The sequence below is a fragment of the Anabaena lutea FACHB-196 genome, assembly GCF_014698305.1.
Lineage (GTDB): Bacteria > Cyanobacteriota > Cyanobacteriia > Cyanobacteriales > Nostocaceae > Anabaena > Anabaena lutea.
In genome coordinates this window covers 122,444-137,266 of record NZ_JACJST010000005.1, presented here as the reverse complement: position 1 = coordinate 137,266, position 14,823 = coordinate 122,444, and the positions used below count along the sequence as shown (strand labels likewise).

The following is a 14,823-nucleotide window of genomic DNA, read 5'->3' as shown; positions in this document are numbered from 1 at the left end:
AGGTGTCAAAATAGACAAGAGCTAATTTTTGGCAACCATAAACACCTGACCTGACTGAACATAAGCCCGATGAAACCAAATTATCGGCGTTGCATTAGTTGTCGTCGAGTAGGATTAAAAGAAGAGTTTTGGCGGATAGTCCGCGTCTTTCCATCTGGAAAGGTACAATTAGATCAGGGCATGGGGCGTTCTGCCTATATTTGTCCCCAAACTAGCTGCCTACAAGCGGCTCAGAAGAAAAATAGATTAGGGCGATCGCTACATGGAACAGTGCCAGAAACACTGTATCAAACATTGTGGCTGCGTCTTACCCAAAACAATACCCAAAATCAAATTTAATTGGAACAACTTGACAACGATAATCTCTAGAGCAATTGTGACGAAAGCCGAACAATTCGCACTCTCATCACACCCTCTGGTATCGTTGGGGTTAGTACCAAAATAGTAAATGGGTGTAAAAAGCAAGCGCCGCTCCCAAACTAAAGAGGGACGACGAAGCAATACTCCCAAAAAGTTTTACTTGATTGTGTTGTGGAAGACTAAGAATCAGCAAAACAAGCACCATTAGCATGGCAACCTGGTAGCGCTAAAGCGCAGTTCGGCGTTGGGGTTCTTCACAAAATTTTCCTTGAAAAAACTTTTGTGGATGCCCATTAACCACCAGTCTAGGTGGTGATGCCAGCGGTAAACCGAAACATCTCTCTTTCCTAATTGGAGGCACCGGCAACATCACCAAGGGCAACCTAAAAAACAGTGATCAAAGGATGGAGATGTCACAAACCAGGCAACCATCCGCTAAAACTGTAAATTAAAGGGGAAAGAGTGGATGAACAACGGCAAAGTTAGAATCTACGAATTATCAAAGGAATTAAATTTGGATAACAAGGAGCTATTAGCAATTTGCGACCAGCTCGACATTGCGGTCAAAAGCCATAGCAGCACGATTTCAGAATCCGAAGCTGAACAAATTCGTCTGGCTGCGGAAAAACTGGCAACTACGAGTGTCACGCCAAAAAAGGAACAAGGTACAAATAGTCATAAACCAAATTCACCCCAACCTGGCGGACGTAACCGACCTGCTCCAGCAAATAAACAGCAAATTTTGGAAATTCGCAAACCCAAAATATTGAGAAACACTACCTCCAACGCCCCAGAGGCGTCAGTTGCTAACAATAACCAAGTTGCTTCGTCTGATAGCCTGAGTGGCGTATCCCTTCGGGAGCCGGAGGCATCAGACATGGTCAATTCTCCCTCACCTCCACGGCCTTTCGCTACACCAGTCTCACCCATGAAGCCGACGGCACCAACTCGACCTGTACCCCGGAATCAATCGGAGACCCCGCAGAAACCTAATATCGCGGAACCGGATCAGACACCTAATCCAAACCCGATACCGGAAAAAATAGCAGCGGAAAAACCAGAAAAAGTAGTTTCCCCAAGGCAAAAACCAGAAAAAGCACCAAAACCTCAACTGGTGAGTCCACCGACAAGACCTTTGGAGGAAACCGAATCTGCCGGTGAGCAGCTATCTCAGGCAGAAAAACCCATCCTTAAACGAGACCAACCTAAGCCAAAAGTCAGCAAGCCAACCACAGATCAGACCCCGCAGGCAGCACCACAAAGGCAGACTCGTTCAACTCCCTCACCGCTAAAACCGGAACAGAGGGGAAGTAGACCATCTGCACCTGGAACATCAACGGATGTCCAACGGCCAAGACCAGCACGTCCTGGTGAATCGCCTGTTGCGCCAATCGCTACTCCACCAAGACACATGGTGGGAGCAGGGGCAAAGAAAGAGGGGATGGATGATGCACCAATCGCACCTGATCTCCTCGATTTAAAACGTCCCACACCACCTCGCCTAGCTAAAGGTGGCAAAAAGTGGCAAGAAGAGGAAATAATTGACGAGATTAAAGAGAAGGCTAAGATTGGGACTAAAGGCAAGCGAGTCAAACCCATCCTCGATGATGATTTTGAAGAGGATGATTTACTGGATGAAGAGGGTCTGGAAATTCCAGCAACCGTCCAGGTCAGTCTTTCCATAGCCCGTCCTCCTAAGCCCAAGTCTACTCGTCCTGCACAGCAACCAACATTAGTTGCTGCCGCACCAACTACGAGAAATAAAAAATCTGGTTCTTACCGCGACCAAAACCGCCGTCAACAAGAAGTAGAGGTCAAACAAGAACGTCCAGCAAAACTGGTCGTCACAGGACCGCTGACAGTACAAGAGTTGGCTGAAGGCTTGGCCGTTGCCGATACAGAAATTGTGAAAATCCTGTTTATGAAAGGCATGGCCGTAAGTATCACCCAAAATCTGGATATTCCGACAATTACTCTGGTAGCCAAAGAACTAGAAGTCGAAGTCGAAATCACTGAACCAGAAGCCGAAGCCAGGAAAGTCACAGAAATGATTGACGTGGCAGACCTGGAACACTTGATTCGCCGTCCGCCTGTTGTGACAATTATGGGTCACGTAGACCACGGGAAAACCACTCTACTCGACTCAATTCGCAAAACTAAGGTGGCTGCTGGTGAAGCAGGCGGTATTACACAGCACATTGGTGCATACCATGTGGATGTGGAACATGAGGGGAAACCACAACAGATTGTCTTCCTAGATACTCCTGGACACGAAGCTTTCACAGCTATGCGAGCCAGAGGAGCGCGGGTGACAGATATTGCTGTACTGGTAGTTGCTGCCGATGATGGTGTCCGTCCCCAAACTATCGAAGCTATTAGTCATGCCCAAGCAGCGGGAGTTCCCATTGTTGTCGCAATCAACAAGATTGACAAGGAAGGCGCACAGCCTGAGCGTGTCAAACAAGAACTAACCAATTATGGTCTGACAGCAGAAGACTGGGGTGGTGAGACAATCATGGTTCCCGTCAGCGCGATCAAGGGCGAAAATCTGGATACCCTGCTGGAAATGATCTTGCTGGTAGCTGAGGTAGGAGAACTATCTGCTAACCCAAATCGTGTGGCTAAGGGAACAGTAATTGAAGCTCATTTGGATAAAGCCAAGGGTGCAGTTGCTACCTTGCTGATTCAGAACGGGACTCTCCATGTTGGAGATATGCTGGTAGCTGGCTCGGCATTTGGTAAAGTCCGGGCAATGGTTGATGACAGAGGCAAACGTGTAGAAATTGCTAGTCCTTCCTTTGCCGTTGAGGTACTGGGTTTAAGTGATGTCCCAGCGGCTGGAGATGACTTCGAGGTCTTCCAGAACGAAAAAGAAGCACGAGCTTTAGCAAGCGATCGCGCCGACAAACAACGCCAATCTCGCTTGTTACAAGGACGTGTAACCCTCACAACCCTATCGGCTCAAGCACAAGAAGGCGAGTTGAAAGAACTCAACTTGATCCTCAAGGGAGATGTTCAAGGTTCCGTAGAAGCCATTATCGGCTCTCTCAAGCAAATTCCCCAAAACGAAGTCCAAATTCGGATGCTGTTGGCTACTGCTGGAGAAATCACAGAAACAGATATCGACTTAGCTGCTGCTAGTAACGCCGTTATCATTGGCTTCAACACCACCTACGCCAGTGGCGCTAGGCAAGCCGCCGATGAAGCGGGTGTGGATGTGCGGGAATACAACATCATCTACAAACTCTTGGAAGATATCCAAGGGGCCCTTGAAGGTCTTCTTGAGCCAGAATTGGTGGAGGAATCCTTGGGACAAGCAGAAGTACGTGCCGTCATCCTCATCGGTCGTGGCGCAGTTGCAGGTTGCTATGTTCAATCTGGTAAGGTAGTTCGTAATTGCAAACTGCGAGTACGTCGTGGTAATAAAGTGATCTACGAAGGCGTTCTTGACTCCCTCAAACGGATTAAAGAAGATGCCCGCGAGGTTAACTCTGGTTATGAATGCGGTATCAACATTGATAAATTCCATGACTGGGCTGAAGGTGACATCATCGAAGCCTATCAGATGGTCACCAAGCGTCGTACTTTAACACTCACTAAGTAGTGTTGAGTAGAGAGTGCTGAGTGCTGAATGAATTTATGAGTGTTGGGTTGAAGCTATTTTTGGTTCAACACTCAAAAAAAGAAAACTCAGCACTCATGACTCATGACTCATATAATTTAAAAAAATTCTCTGTTTAATTAACAACAAGTTATACCAGTTTAGATTTGGGATTTTGGATTTGGCAAAAGTTGCTACATAAGCTTTCGCTCCTTCCATCAGTCTCAATCACTTTTTAAATTGGGATTATTTTTGCAAATTCCTCTGAGTGTAATACCAGTTTTAGTGACTAATGACACAGAATTTGCTGCTATAGAACCGTTATCTTTAGAAAAGATTAAGTAAAAATTGGCCATTTTCAGGCTATGCAAGAATCACATCTTGTTTTCTTAAATAGATTTTAGGTTTGGTTTGCACTGTTCATATCTTCCCCCTGATGGGTAAAACAAATCATCAATCCAAAATCCAAAATCTAAAATCTAAAACTGTTGGACTATAAAAGTTCAATCAGTGAAAAGTGAACTGTTAAGAGTGATAAAGCGAATGGTGGGGAACTTAAACCCAGTCATGAAACTGATAACTGATAACTCTTAAAAATGAGGAATGAGGGACTATGGCTCAAATTTCAGCTTCTAGCAACGGCCAATTTTCTCGTGATACTCAAATTTGGCACAACCTTAAATATGTAATCTCTGCTAGTTCGGGTTTCCAAAGCTGGCAACTAGAGTGTAACGCTCAATTACAGGGTCTGCGCCTAGAACAGCAAGTCCAAAAGTATTTACGAGAAACTTTAGAAACTTTAGCTTATTAAAAGCTCAGTCAATCATTGGAGACTTGTTAAAACCGCGTGGAGTGAATAAGAACCTATTTCTCACAAATTCACACGCAACTTTCCATAATAAAATTTCACAATAACCAGAAAATTACCTTTTTTCATCCCATACGGTTCAGATAAATCCCTAGTCTAAGGGTTGTGGCTAAGGTTAGACCAGAAAACTCTTCACAGCGTTGAAAGTGTATCTGTTTCTGAGTTACATGGACAGTGTATAAAAACTAACTGGATCTGTAACTGCCATAAGGGACTTCCAAATAGAAAAATCCCCAATTTGTAGGGTGGGTGTAGCCCTGCGGGCTAGGCTTGGCTAGGGCGAGCGTGTAACCCACCATTATCCCCTAAATTTATGGTGGGTTACGGACTACCGTCCTATAGCCTGCGTGGCGTAGCCATACCCACCCTACGATTTTTGGGTAATTTATTTTTTGGTGTTCCCTAACTGAACCGTATTGTTTTTTAATAATTATTTTCGCTGATGAAGTGCTGATCATTCGGTATAGTTTGGCATGGGTTTCACAGCTATACATCTGTTCCCTTAAACTGTGTTAAAAGTACCGTAATTAAGCAAATTCAGAAAAATAAAAATGAAATATAGAGGTTTTCACATCTCTACTCTATCCTTGCCCACAAGCTTCACAGCTTTGCTAGTTCTTGCGGCTGGTTCTCTACTACTGCCTACTCAGGTTAATGCTGGTGCTACCCCAACCTTAACGGCGCAGGTTCCAGCAAATGCAACAGTGATTTATGTTAACCCAATCAATGGTGCAAATACTTCTGGTGCTGGGACTACGACAACTGCACCCTACAAAACCATTACCTTTGCCCTCTCTCAAGCCAAACCCGGCACAATTATTCAACTAGCTCCGGGAAGTTACACCAAAGACTCTGGAGAAAGCTTCCCGCTGTTACTCAAACCAGGAGTCACGCTTCAAGGGAATGAGTCTACTAAAGGTCAAGGAACATTGATTATAGGCGGTGGTTATTACACTAGTCGTACCTTTGCTAGACAAGATATTACAATTCTGGCTGAGAATAACACTACTATTACGGGTGTTGCTGTTACCAACCCCAATCAAAGGGGTACTGCTGTGTGGGTAGAGTCAAGTAATCCCACTATCAAAAATAGTACTTTTGCTAACAGCGCGAGAGAGGGGATTTTTGTTACAGGTACAGGAAATCCCAAAATTGAAAACAACGTCTTTTTTAAAAATCAAGGCAATGGGATTTCAATAACTAAATCTGCCCAAGGATTAATTCGCAATAATTTATTTCAGGATACGGGTTTTGGTTTGGCTATTGGTGGTAATTCCACACCTCTAGTTACAGAAAATCAAATCGTCCAAAACAAAGACGGCATTTTTATCTCGGAATCGGCTCAACCCTCACTGAGTAAAAATGTAATTCAAAATAATACGCGAGATGGAATTGTAGCCACTGTCAATGCTCTCCCCAACCTCGGTACTAATGATAATCCGGGTAATAATCTCATCCGTGATAATGTTCGTTATGACTTGAACAATTCCACCAAATCGCAAAGGATTCTTGCCGTTGGCAACGACATCAATGAAAAGAAAATTTTCGGTGCAGTAGATTTTGTGGCTGTAACTGTTGAAGCACCACCTGGTCAACCTACTACTTTTAAGGATGTGCCTACCGGTTACTGGGCAAAAGCCTATATTGAAGCTTTAGCTTCCCAAAATATTATTGCAGGCTTCCCAGATGGCAGTTTTAAACCAAATGAGCCTGTAACTCGCGCTCAATTCGCCACCATTATCACTAAAGCTTTAACACCCATCTCTAAACGCCCTGCAATTAATTTCAAGGATGTAAAAAGCAATTTTTGGGCTTATGGGGCAATTCAATCAGCTTATGAAAGTCAATTTGTCTCTGGCTATCCCGATGGTAATTTTAGACCACAACAGGAAATTCCCAGAGTGCAGGCATTAGTGGCTCTAGCTAATGGTTTGAACTTCACTGCTAACAATAACACCGTACTCAGCTTTTACTCTGATGCTGCTCAAATCCCCAATTATGCCGCTGGACCAGTTGCTGCGGCTACTATACGGCAATTAGTGATTAACTATCCCACAGTTCAACAACTTGATCCTAATCGCCAAGCTACCAGAGCAGAAATTGCGGCCTTTGTTTACCAGGCACTCGTCAATGCTGGCAGGGCCCAACCAATTTCCTCTCCCTATTTAGTCACTGCTCAGTAAACTGAGTTGGAGAACCAAAAGCGCCAGACTACAAACCAAATTTTAGTCTGGTGCTGAATATATTTTGATTTTTATTTAATTTTTATCAGCTACAAAGGTGGTTGACGGCGTTTGTCCCATTTCCAAAGAAATATCATCAGAGTGACTATTCCCACTTGCAGTGCGAAGTTAGGTAAAGTACTGTCAATATTCCTACCCGCTAGTAGTTGGAAAAAGAATACAAATGCACCAATAAAACCGGAAGCGCCAACACCTACATAGATAAATTGCCGCAAACCACGATAAGGCGCTATCGATTCTGCTTTCAGGCGGGCATATTGTTGAGGTTTGAGATTTTTTGGAGAATTTTGTTCCATCATCAATAAATTATGTTATTATATTTTACTGTATATGCCGATGTGGCTCAGGGGTAGAGCAACTGATTCGTAATCAGTAGGTCGTGAGTTCAAATCTCATCATCGGCTTTAATTAAGCGAAAAATTTAAGTTTTGTGTCGATTGTCAAGTTATTTGACTGCGATATCATTTTATTTGCCCTTATTAAACCCTCTCCGGGAAGGGTGTTGAAACTGGTGCATTCCTTCTATTGTTTAAATATTCTTATTCTATTATCAAGGTTCGGTGTTTTGTCAATCAGGCTTTTCGAGATTGAGAGGCGTTTATCGCTAGTTCTTTTGCTTTCTCCTAGGACAATTTTAGAAATACTTTTGGATAAGTATGCAGAGAAGGGGGTTGAGGAGTTTAATATTCCCACGATTTTTAAGGCTAATCGGGAGTTTGATAATTATGGTAATGTAGTTGAAATTGCTGAACAATTTGGGGGTGTTCAGGAATTAAAGGAAGCTGTAAATCAATTGCAAAGTTTATTATATTCGGCGTAATTTATCAAAAAAAACCTTAAGTTTATTAATTAGGAGTTTATAGTGAATTATTCAGATAATGAAATAAAAATTCTTGCCTTAAAATCTTTTCAATCAAGGATAGTGTCATATTTACAAATAATTATCGATAAGAAGTATTACAAAGAAGAAAATAAAAAGAAATATTTAAAATGCTTATTAGGCAAGATCAATACTATTTCGAGTCAAATCCACTATTATCTTCTTGAAATGCAGGATGATGATTTATTATTTTGTTCCATAACTACTTCAATAGATAGTTTATTAGAAAGTGTTACGAAGTCCTCAGAATTAAGTAAAAAAGATGTTACAGAACAAGTAAAAGTAATTGTGCAAGAAGAATTTATAGAAGAAGGTGAATACAAATATTCTCAAAGGGAGATTTTTATACCTAAAAGAGATAATACGGAAAAAATATCTGGGGGACAACTAAGAGAATTTATACAACAAGATGAGAATTACAAATATTATGACATTGAAATTTCTAAGATTTGGCAAGAACTTCTTAAAATGAGTAATTCGATTGATTCTAATGTTATTAGAACCATTGAATATGCACTTACTCATAAAGATGTAAATAATGAAATTGTTGAAATTCCACCTATATGGATTTTACCCACTTCAAATTTTGAATGGAGAACTATTTTGAAAATTCATGATGGACAGGAAAAAGGTCTAACAAAGGATGAAATTTTCTTGAATAAATTAATGGTATCATCCAGAATTGAAGAAACTTTAGAATCTTGGATAGAGAAAGAAAATAGTAATGTTAACAAAAGAATTGGTATATTAAAGGAAGCAATTACAGCCCATTTAGAAAGAAAATATTATTTAAGTGTATCTACACTAATGCCACAAGTTGAAGGATTATTAAAAGATGCAGTAAAAGAGGCTAACATTAAAGTTAACTTAAGTCCCCTAGATCAAGACTGTATTCAAGATGCAGCAGATAAATTAGCAATAAAATGGAAAGAACAGAATAAAATTATGGGAAATTTTGTAGATTTACTCAATAATGAAAATTTCCCCAAGGTAATTGCTTATCTGTATGATGATTATCATTCAGAACGAGATGAAGAAAATCAACTTAATCGTCATGGAATATGCCACGGAATACAAACAAATTTTGGTACTGCTATAAGTTCCTTACGTTTAATTCTAATAATTGATAGAATTATCTTCTTTATGGCAGATGATAAAAATGATAAGTAATTATATCTAACAATAATGATGAAACAATCTTACTAGAAAGATGAAAAACTTACAACTAAGCCGATACAGGATGAAGATTTTGCTGAATGTGTATCATGGTGGCGGAATTGAGAAGAAAATCAAAATGCTTGTAATTATAATTTTAGGGAATTTTATCATCAAACTAGAGCAGATGCACAACCTTTTGGGGATGCTGGTAATAAAACTGATATCTTAGAGAAAGATAGGCGGGTTGCTGAGATCATATCTGAAACTAAAGCAAGTTTGGAGCAGTGACAATGTTAGGTTTACTAGAAAAATTTAGTCGCTGGGAAGAATTAACAAGTCAATCAGCATTAGATAATGTTGATTCTGTCCAAATTTTACTGATGAATGGGATTAACTGGAATATTATGAGACGCTGTTACAGCAATTTAAAAATACTTCTCATTATCGGTTTAAATATTTAGAAGGTACTTTAGAAATAATGTCTCTTAGTCGTCACGATGAGTTTGATAAAAAGCTAATTGCTTTATTATTAGAAACCTATTTTATAGAAAAAGATATTGATTTTTATCCTCTAGGATAAACTACTTTTAGAAAGGAAACTTCCGCTAGAGGTATTGAACCAGATGAGTGTTATTGTTTTGATTCTGAAAAATCTGTTCCTGACCTGGCTATTAAGGTAGTTGTCACCAGTGGAGGAATTGATGATTTATTAATTTATCAAGGTTTTGGTGTACCGGAAGTTTGGTTTTGGAAGAATCATCAATTTTCGTTATATTTTCTGCGGGGTGATAAGTATGAGAAAATATCAACAAGTGAAATTTTACCCGATTTAGATTTAACTCTGTTGGCAAGTTTGCTTTTGTCTGGTGAAAAACCAAAAGATTTAATATTAAAATTTTGTACAAGCATCTGTAAGGACAATTCCTAAGTTGCCTCTACAAATATACAAACAATATGAATCAAGTTTATCCTTTATTTACATGAGAATAAATACTAGTTGAATCTAAAAAATAGATAAATATTAACCCTACAGAAAAATATAAAAAAGTAACTGTCAAAATGCAAACTACAAAGCCCAACACACCTCAAATACCAACATTTACCACCGTTGAAGAAGAACGACTACATCGCCAACAACGCCTAGCAGCAGCATTCCGCCTATTTTCCCGTTTTGGGTTTGATGAAGGTGTTGCAGGTCATATTACTGCACGTGACCCAGAAAACCCAGAACACTTTTGGGTCAATCCCTTCGGAATGCACTTTGGTTTAATTAGAGTCAGCGACTTGATCTTAGTTAACCATGAAGGTGAAGTAATTCACGGCAACCGTCCCGTCAATCGAGCGGCCTTTGCTATTCATTCTCAGGTTCATGCTACTCGTCCCGACGTAGTAGCCGCAGCCCATGCCCATTCTATCTACGGCAAAAGCTGGTCTAGTCTCGGTCGTCTCCTTGACCCTATCACCCAAGATGCTTGTGCATTTTACCAAAACCATAGCCTGTTTGATGACTATACAGGCGTTGTCCTCGACCCAAAAGAAGGACGGCGGATTGCCCAAACTTTAGGTAATAATAAAGCCATTATTCTCAAAAACCACGGCTTACTGACAGTAGGTCACTCCATTGATGAAGCTGCTTGGTGGTTTATCACAATGGAGCGTTCTTGTCAAGCTCAATTATTAGCGGAATCTGCTGGAAAACCTAGCCCTATCAAACCAGAGTATGCTAGTTTGACCCAGAGCCAGGTGGGTTCCCATGAATTAGGTTGGTTTAGCTTTCAACCTTTGTATGAAATGATTGTCCGACAAGAACCTGATTTGTTGAATTAATCGCCTTTTTTTTGCGCTTCATCACTCCTGTCGCTCCCAAAGCCCCAAATGCCAACATTCCTAATGCTGCTGAAGGTTCAGGAACAGATTTATGTGAGATTGCTGAGAGTGCGGCATCTGCTATGAGATGATGGGCATTTGTTGTAGGATGTAAGCTGTCAAAAAATAGAAAATCATTTTGTTCATTGGTGTTACATACACTGTATATGTTAGTGAAATCACCGACAACACAAGAGTTAGTAACATTTGTAAAACCAAAGTTTCCAGGATTGTCTACAACTTGATTAAATAGCGAAAACACATCAACATTAATCAAATAAAGGTCGGATTTGTTGCTTTTGAATAAGCTCAGATTTTCCGCCAACTTATTGTTATGGTCAATTGTTAAAGCAGTCAAATTTTGGGATTGCTGCGTAGCCAATGCCAACGGAGTTTTACCCAAATCTGGTAAGTTAAATACCATGATATTTTTAGCCCCTGCTTTAGCTAAAGAATCTATAGCTGTTGATAAATTTTGGACTGTTTGATTAGTATTAGGAGCAGCCCCAAACACGTAATCATTGCCACCTCCCCACACAGCATATAGCGCATTGGGGTCAAGCTTTTGATTCGTTGTTAAGAATGGTTGGGTAAACAAAGCCACTTGCTCTAATACTCCCGGTAACGGTACATTAGGAAAAACTGCGTTACCTAAACCAGAACTAGCACCACCGACAGCGAAGTTGATACTCTGGTTGAGAATAGTAGTATTTAAAGGAGGACTACCCAGGGTTGTGAATGGAGTCGGTGTTAAATTTAGGCTATCTCCCAGGTAATCCACCCAAATTTTATTATTAGAAAAACGTCCATCAAAGTAAGGTGGATTTGGTGGTAAAACTGGTACTTGATTTCCTAAACTTTGAGTAAAATTAAAAGCGTTACCTGTATCAGAAAGACTATCGCCAAATACATAAAAATTGCTAAAATTTGCAGCAGAGGCTTTCAGCGGCAACATGAAAGAGAACAGAATAAACCCAGCCGCTATAACTTGTTTTTTCATGCTGATGGCATTCCTTGTATATTTTGTGAATCTCACACATTCGTAAATCTGTAGGGATTAGTAAACCTACAGGTGATTCCCTGAGTTGTGAAAAAACTCTTTAGAAAGTCGGAAAATGATATTGCAATTTAAGTGTTGTTACGGTTTTTAGACTCAGTTGCTTTTACCAGTTTGCGCTTAGTCAACCAAGACTGTCAATTTTACTTACGTAAGTATATTTATTTTCTATCGAAATCTTCCGTAAATTTCAGCCAAATTCCATGAAAATGCTGAAATTCACCTCAAATTTATAATTGAGGGTGTATTGTGAAGGAATTATGAAGCATAAAGAGCAATAACTGGTAAGTAAAGTAACGTAAGTAATTAAAGGTTTTTAGTGAGGGTTTCAGCCTCACTACGAGGAAATTTGGAAATTTGTTACCTTACCTAACATAGTTCGATTTCTTTTCGCCTACTTACTTAGCAGAAAGTTTTGTGGCGGTGTATAAATCATCTTTGAAAAACTTAATTACAAATTATTTTAATTTCAATGCTTCAGTCGCTGACATTCCCTCACCCTGAGTACCGAAATACCACAAAGCTGCACCAGCTTCAGCACGAGTTACCGGTTTCTTGGGTTGAAATAATGTTGTATAGCCAAATACTCGCCGAATATTAGCTTGTTCAGCATTTTGGAAATCAGCCAAAACGGCTCTTAACGCCTTGGGGTCAATTTTTTCTGTATCTTGAAATCCCCAACTTTGCTTGACTGCTTCTAAGTTGGCAGCAGGTAAAGCTTGACGAGTATCTAAAGGTACTTTCCACAGTAGCAACTGTTCCCGTGTTAAGGGTGCATCAGGACGAAATAAAATGGCTGTCGCATCTCCAGATAACGGACTAGGAATTAATCCAGCTTCTGCTAAACCCTGAATTGCCGGAAAATCAGGATCTTTAGGTAAAATATCTCTAAAAGCGGGTTGGTTGGTTTCTGATGCCAAACGAATTTGTTTAGCAGGATTATTACTATACAGGGCATTATTGGCAGCAACTAGCCAACGAGCGTATTCTCTGCGGGTAATAATTTTATTGGGTTCCAACTGGTTGGTTGTAGCGGTAGAGTTGCTTTTAGAAGTCTGGGAATCTATGGATAATACACCTAATAAGGCTAAATCTTGAATGTGTTGTCGCCATTCTGGTGGTACTTTATTCAAGTCAGTAAATTCTTGAGGTTCAGAGGTATCAGGTTGGCTTGTCGGCTGCTTGACTACATTGACATTGGGTGTTGTCGGACCAATAAATTGAGAATCTCCTGGTTGGGGAACTGCGCTGGAATTTGTATTTGGTTGAGTTTGTGTAGTAGCTGTATTATTAACGTATTCAATTAGTAATTCAGTTGCTGTTTGCGGTTGATTGGGTGCGGCGTTGGTAACTAATTTTGGTTGAATTGTTACCTTCAATAGTAAATTATTACGTTGTACTTCAAAAGCACCTTCGACATCATTTTTTGGCTGTTGTAAAATTTGCCAGCTATTCCCTTGAAACTGAGTACGGTAAAAGCTGGCGATAACATTGCTGGGATCAGAACTTTGCCAGCGAGTTAATATTTTATTTTCTGAACTACTCCCAGGTTTTACTTCTTCAAGTTTGGCATTGGGATAGATGGGAATATCTTTGGGAAAGTTAGCAGGTAACTGAACTGTTGATGCGGTGGGAACTTCCTTAGTCTTAGCTTCGCCAAAAACGGTAGGGTTACTTTGCAGCCGAGAATCTGCCGCCAAAGAATTCTCTAAATTTTTAGCGGCTGGGCTGTTAGCACAAGCTGTTAAGGAAGAGAGTACAATGGCTAAACTTAGAAAGACAACTGGACGTTTAGAAGGCAGCACAGGTAATCACAAATTGATTGTTAATTCCTACCCTAGCATTGTTGACTTATGATTAAAAATTAAACTACAGATGTAAAGTGAAATGTCGGAGAATTGCAAACTTGAGTAGCCTGAGAGGATAGCTTGAAGTTTGTACAACCTTAAGACGGAGAAAACGTCCAGTTAGCAGACGTGCAATTCCTTTGAGACGGGCTTGGCATCGCACCCACAGGAATGCTAATTTTTCGTTTTTTTTACCCACTGCATACAGAGGTATAAACGCAAGTTGATTGTAGAGAAGATCTGCACGATGAGTTTTACTGAGGTTATTTTGGTAATGTTCTAGATTAGGTAAACCACCGTGTTCTCCGTAGTTACGCCAAGGAATATAGTTTTTTAGTTTTTTTGCGCGCAAAAATGAATCGATACTGGAATCCCAAGTGGAGTAGTTAACGGCTCCGACTTTTTCTGTAATTTCATCTGATAGTTCTATGAGGTAGCGTGCAGCCTGCGGAGTCACAATATAAGCAACTGCGGAGGTAGAAAAGCCTTCAGCATGACCATCAGGGGAAACATAATACACTTGAGGCGCACAAGTATATAGCCAACTAATGCCAACATCGGTTTGATTGAGGTTAAAAGGTAATGGACACCTGCCAAAACCGAGAACTGGGACGAAATCTGCTTCAATAATGATAGTTGGTTGAGTTTGTTGAGTAGCTATTTCCCAAGCCCGACGATGGTTCATGAGGCAGAGATAACTGCGAGAAAAACCTTGATATTCTGGTTTGTGTTCTTGTCTGAGGACTTCGCATTCTAATCCTTCTGTAGTTAATGCTGCTTCCAACTGTTGAGTAGATTCTTTGTAAGCAATGATAAATACTTTACTGATGCAGTCAACTAGAAAATTTTCATTTAGGGATTTGACTATATTCAAGGTCATAGGAGCCTAAAATCTTGACACGGGGACACGGGGACGCGGAGATACGGAGAGATTTTAATAATG

Annotated in this window: 11 protein-coding genes, 1 tRNA gene and 2 pseudogenes; 10 read left to right on the top strand and 4 right to left on the bottom strand. The window is 40.4% G+C overall.

The annotated features are described in order from the left end of the window. The first annotated feature begins 69 nt into the window (after positions 1–69). The 5 genes and pseudogenes from H6G59_RS07625 to H6G59_RS07610 all read left to right on the top strand — a co-directional run bounded on the left by H6G59_RS07625 (position 70) and on the right by H6G59_RS07610 (position 7,012). Complete coding sequence (locus H6G59_RS07625) at positions 70–339, top strand: YlxR family protein (RefSeq protein ID WP_127053480.1); 270 nt, start codon at positions 70–72, stop codon at positions 337–339. 487 nt (positions 340–826) lie between these two features. After that, entirely contained in the window at positions 827–3,964 is a 3,138-nt protein-coding gene (infB, locus tag H6G59_RS07620; RefSeq protein ID WP_190713003.1) for a translation initiation factor IF-2, read from the top strand. A gap of 243 nt (positions 3,965–4,207) precedes the next feature. Next, a pseudogene (locus H6G59_RS27280) lies at positions 4,208–4,303 on the top strand (low-complexity tail membrane protein); the annotation flags it as partial. A 271-nt stretch (positions 4,304–4,574) separates the two neighbouring features. After that, positions 4,575–4,772: a hypothetical protein gene (locus H6G59_RS07615; protein ID WP_190713001.1), complete on the top strand. Its 198-nt coding sequence runs from the start codon at positions 4,575–4,577 to the stop codon at positions 4,770–4,772. A gap of 608 nt (positions 4,773–5,380) precedes the next feature. Further along, positions 5,381–7,012, top strand: a complete 1,632-nt coding sequence (locus H6G59_RS07610; protein ID WP_190712999.1) for a DUF1565 domain-containing protein — start codon at positions 5,381–5,383, stop codon at positions 7,010–7,012. A gap of 89 nt (positions 7,013–7,101) precedes the next feature. Here the strand turns inward: H6G59_RS07610 and H6G59_RS07605 are convergent, their stop codons facing one another. Next, positions 7,102–7,371, bottom strand: a complete 270-nt coding sequence (locus tag H6G59_RS07605) for a DUF3493 domain-containing protein (protein ID WP_190712997.1) — start codon at positions 7,369–7,371, stop codon at positions 7,102–7,104. Positions 7,372–7,404: 33 nt separating this feature from the next. Between H6G59_RS07605 and H6G59_RS07600 the strand changes: the two genes are divergently transcribed. The 5 genes and pseudogenes from H6G59_RS07600 to H6G59_RS07580 all read left to right on the top strand — a co-directional run bounded on the left by H6G59_RS07600 (position 7,405) and on the right by H6G59_RS07580 (position 10,937). Then, a tRNA-Thr gene (locus H6G59_RS07600) sits at positions 7,405–7,476 on the top strand. Between the two features lie 221 nt (positions 7,477–7,697). After that, positions 7,698–7,892: pseudogene (locus H6G59_RS27810) on the top strand (type I restriction-modification enzyme R subunit C-terminal domain-containing protein); the annotation flags it as partial. Positions 7,893–7,934: 42 nt separating this feature from the next. Continuing rightward, a complete protein-coding gene (locus tag H6G59_RS07590; protein WP_190712994.1) occupies positions 7,935–9,122 on the top strand; it encodes a hypothetical protein in 1,188 nt (395 codons plus the stop codon). 278 nt (positions 9,123–9,400) lie between these two features. After that, positions 9,401–9,571, top strand: a complete 171-nt coding sequence (locus tag H6G59_RS27275; protein WP_242038814.1) for a hypothetical protein — start codon at positions 9,401–9,403, stop codon at positions 9,569–9,571. 598 nt (positions 9,572–10,169) lie between these two features. Continuing rightward, positions 10,170–10,937, top strand: a complete 768-nt coding sequence (locus H6G59_RS07580) for a class II aldolase/adducin family protein (protein ID WP_190712992.1) — start codon at positions 10,170–10,172, stop codon at positions 10,935–10,937. Here the strand turns inward: H6G59_RS07580 and H6G59_RS07575 are convergent. The 3 genes from H6G59_RS07575 to H6G59_RS07565 form a co-directional block, all read right to left on the bottom strand. After that, a complete protein-coding gene (locus H6G59_RS07575; protein ID WP_190712990.1) occupies positions 10,879–11,976 on the bottom strand; it encodes an SGNH/GDSL hydrolase family protein in 1,098 nt (365 codons plus the stop codon). The two genes, H6G59_RS07580 and H6G59_RS07575, sit on opposite strands and share 59 nt — an antisense overlap. Positions 11,977–12,491: 515 nt before the next feature. Then, positions 12,492–13,838 carry an S-layer homology domain-containing protein gene (locus H6G59_RS07570; RefSeq protein ID WP_190712987.1) on the bottom strand — a complete coding sequence of 449 codons (1,347 nt, stop codon included), beginning with the start codon at positions 13,836–13,838 and terminating at the stop codon, positions 12,492–12,494. 64 nt (positions 13,839–13,902) lie between these two features. After that, entirely contained in the window at positions 13,903–14,760 is an 858-nt protein-coding gene (locus H6G59_RS07565) for an LPS biosynthesis glycosyltransferase (RefSeq protein WP_190712986.1), read from the bottom strand. Positions 14,761–14,823 lie beyond the last annotated feature (63 nt).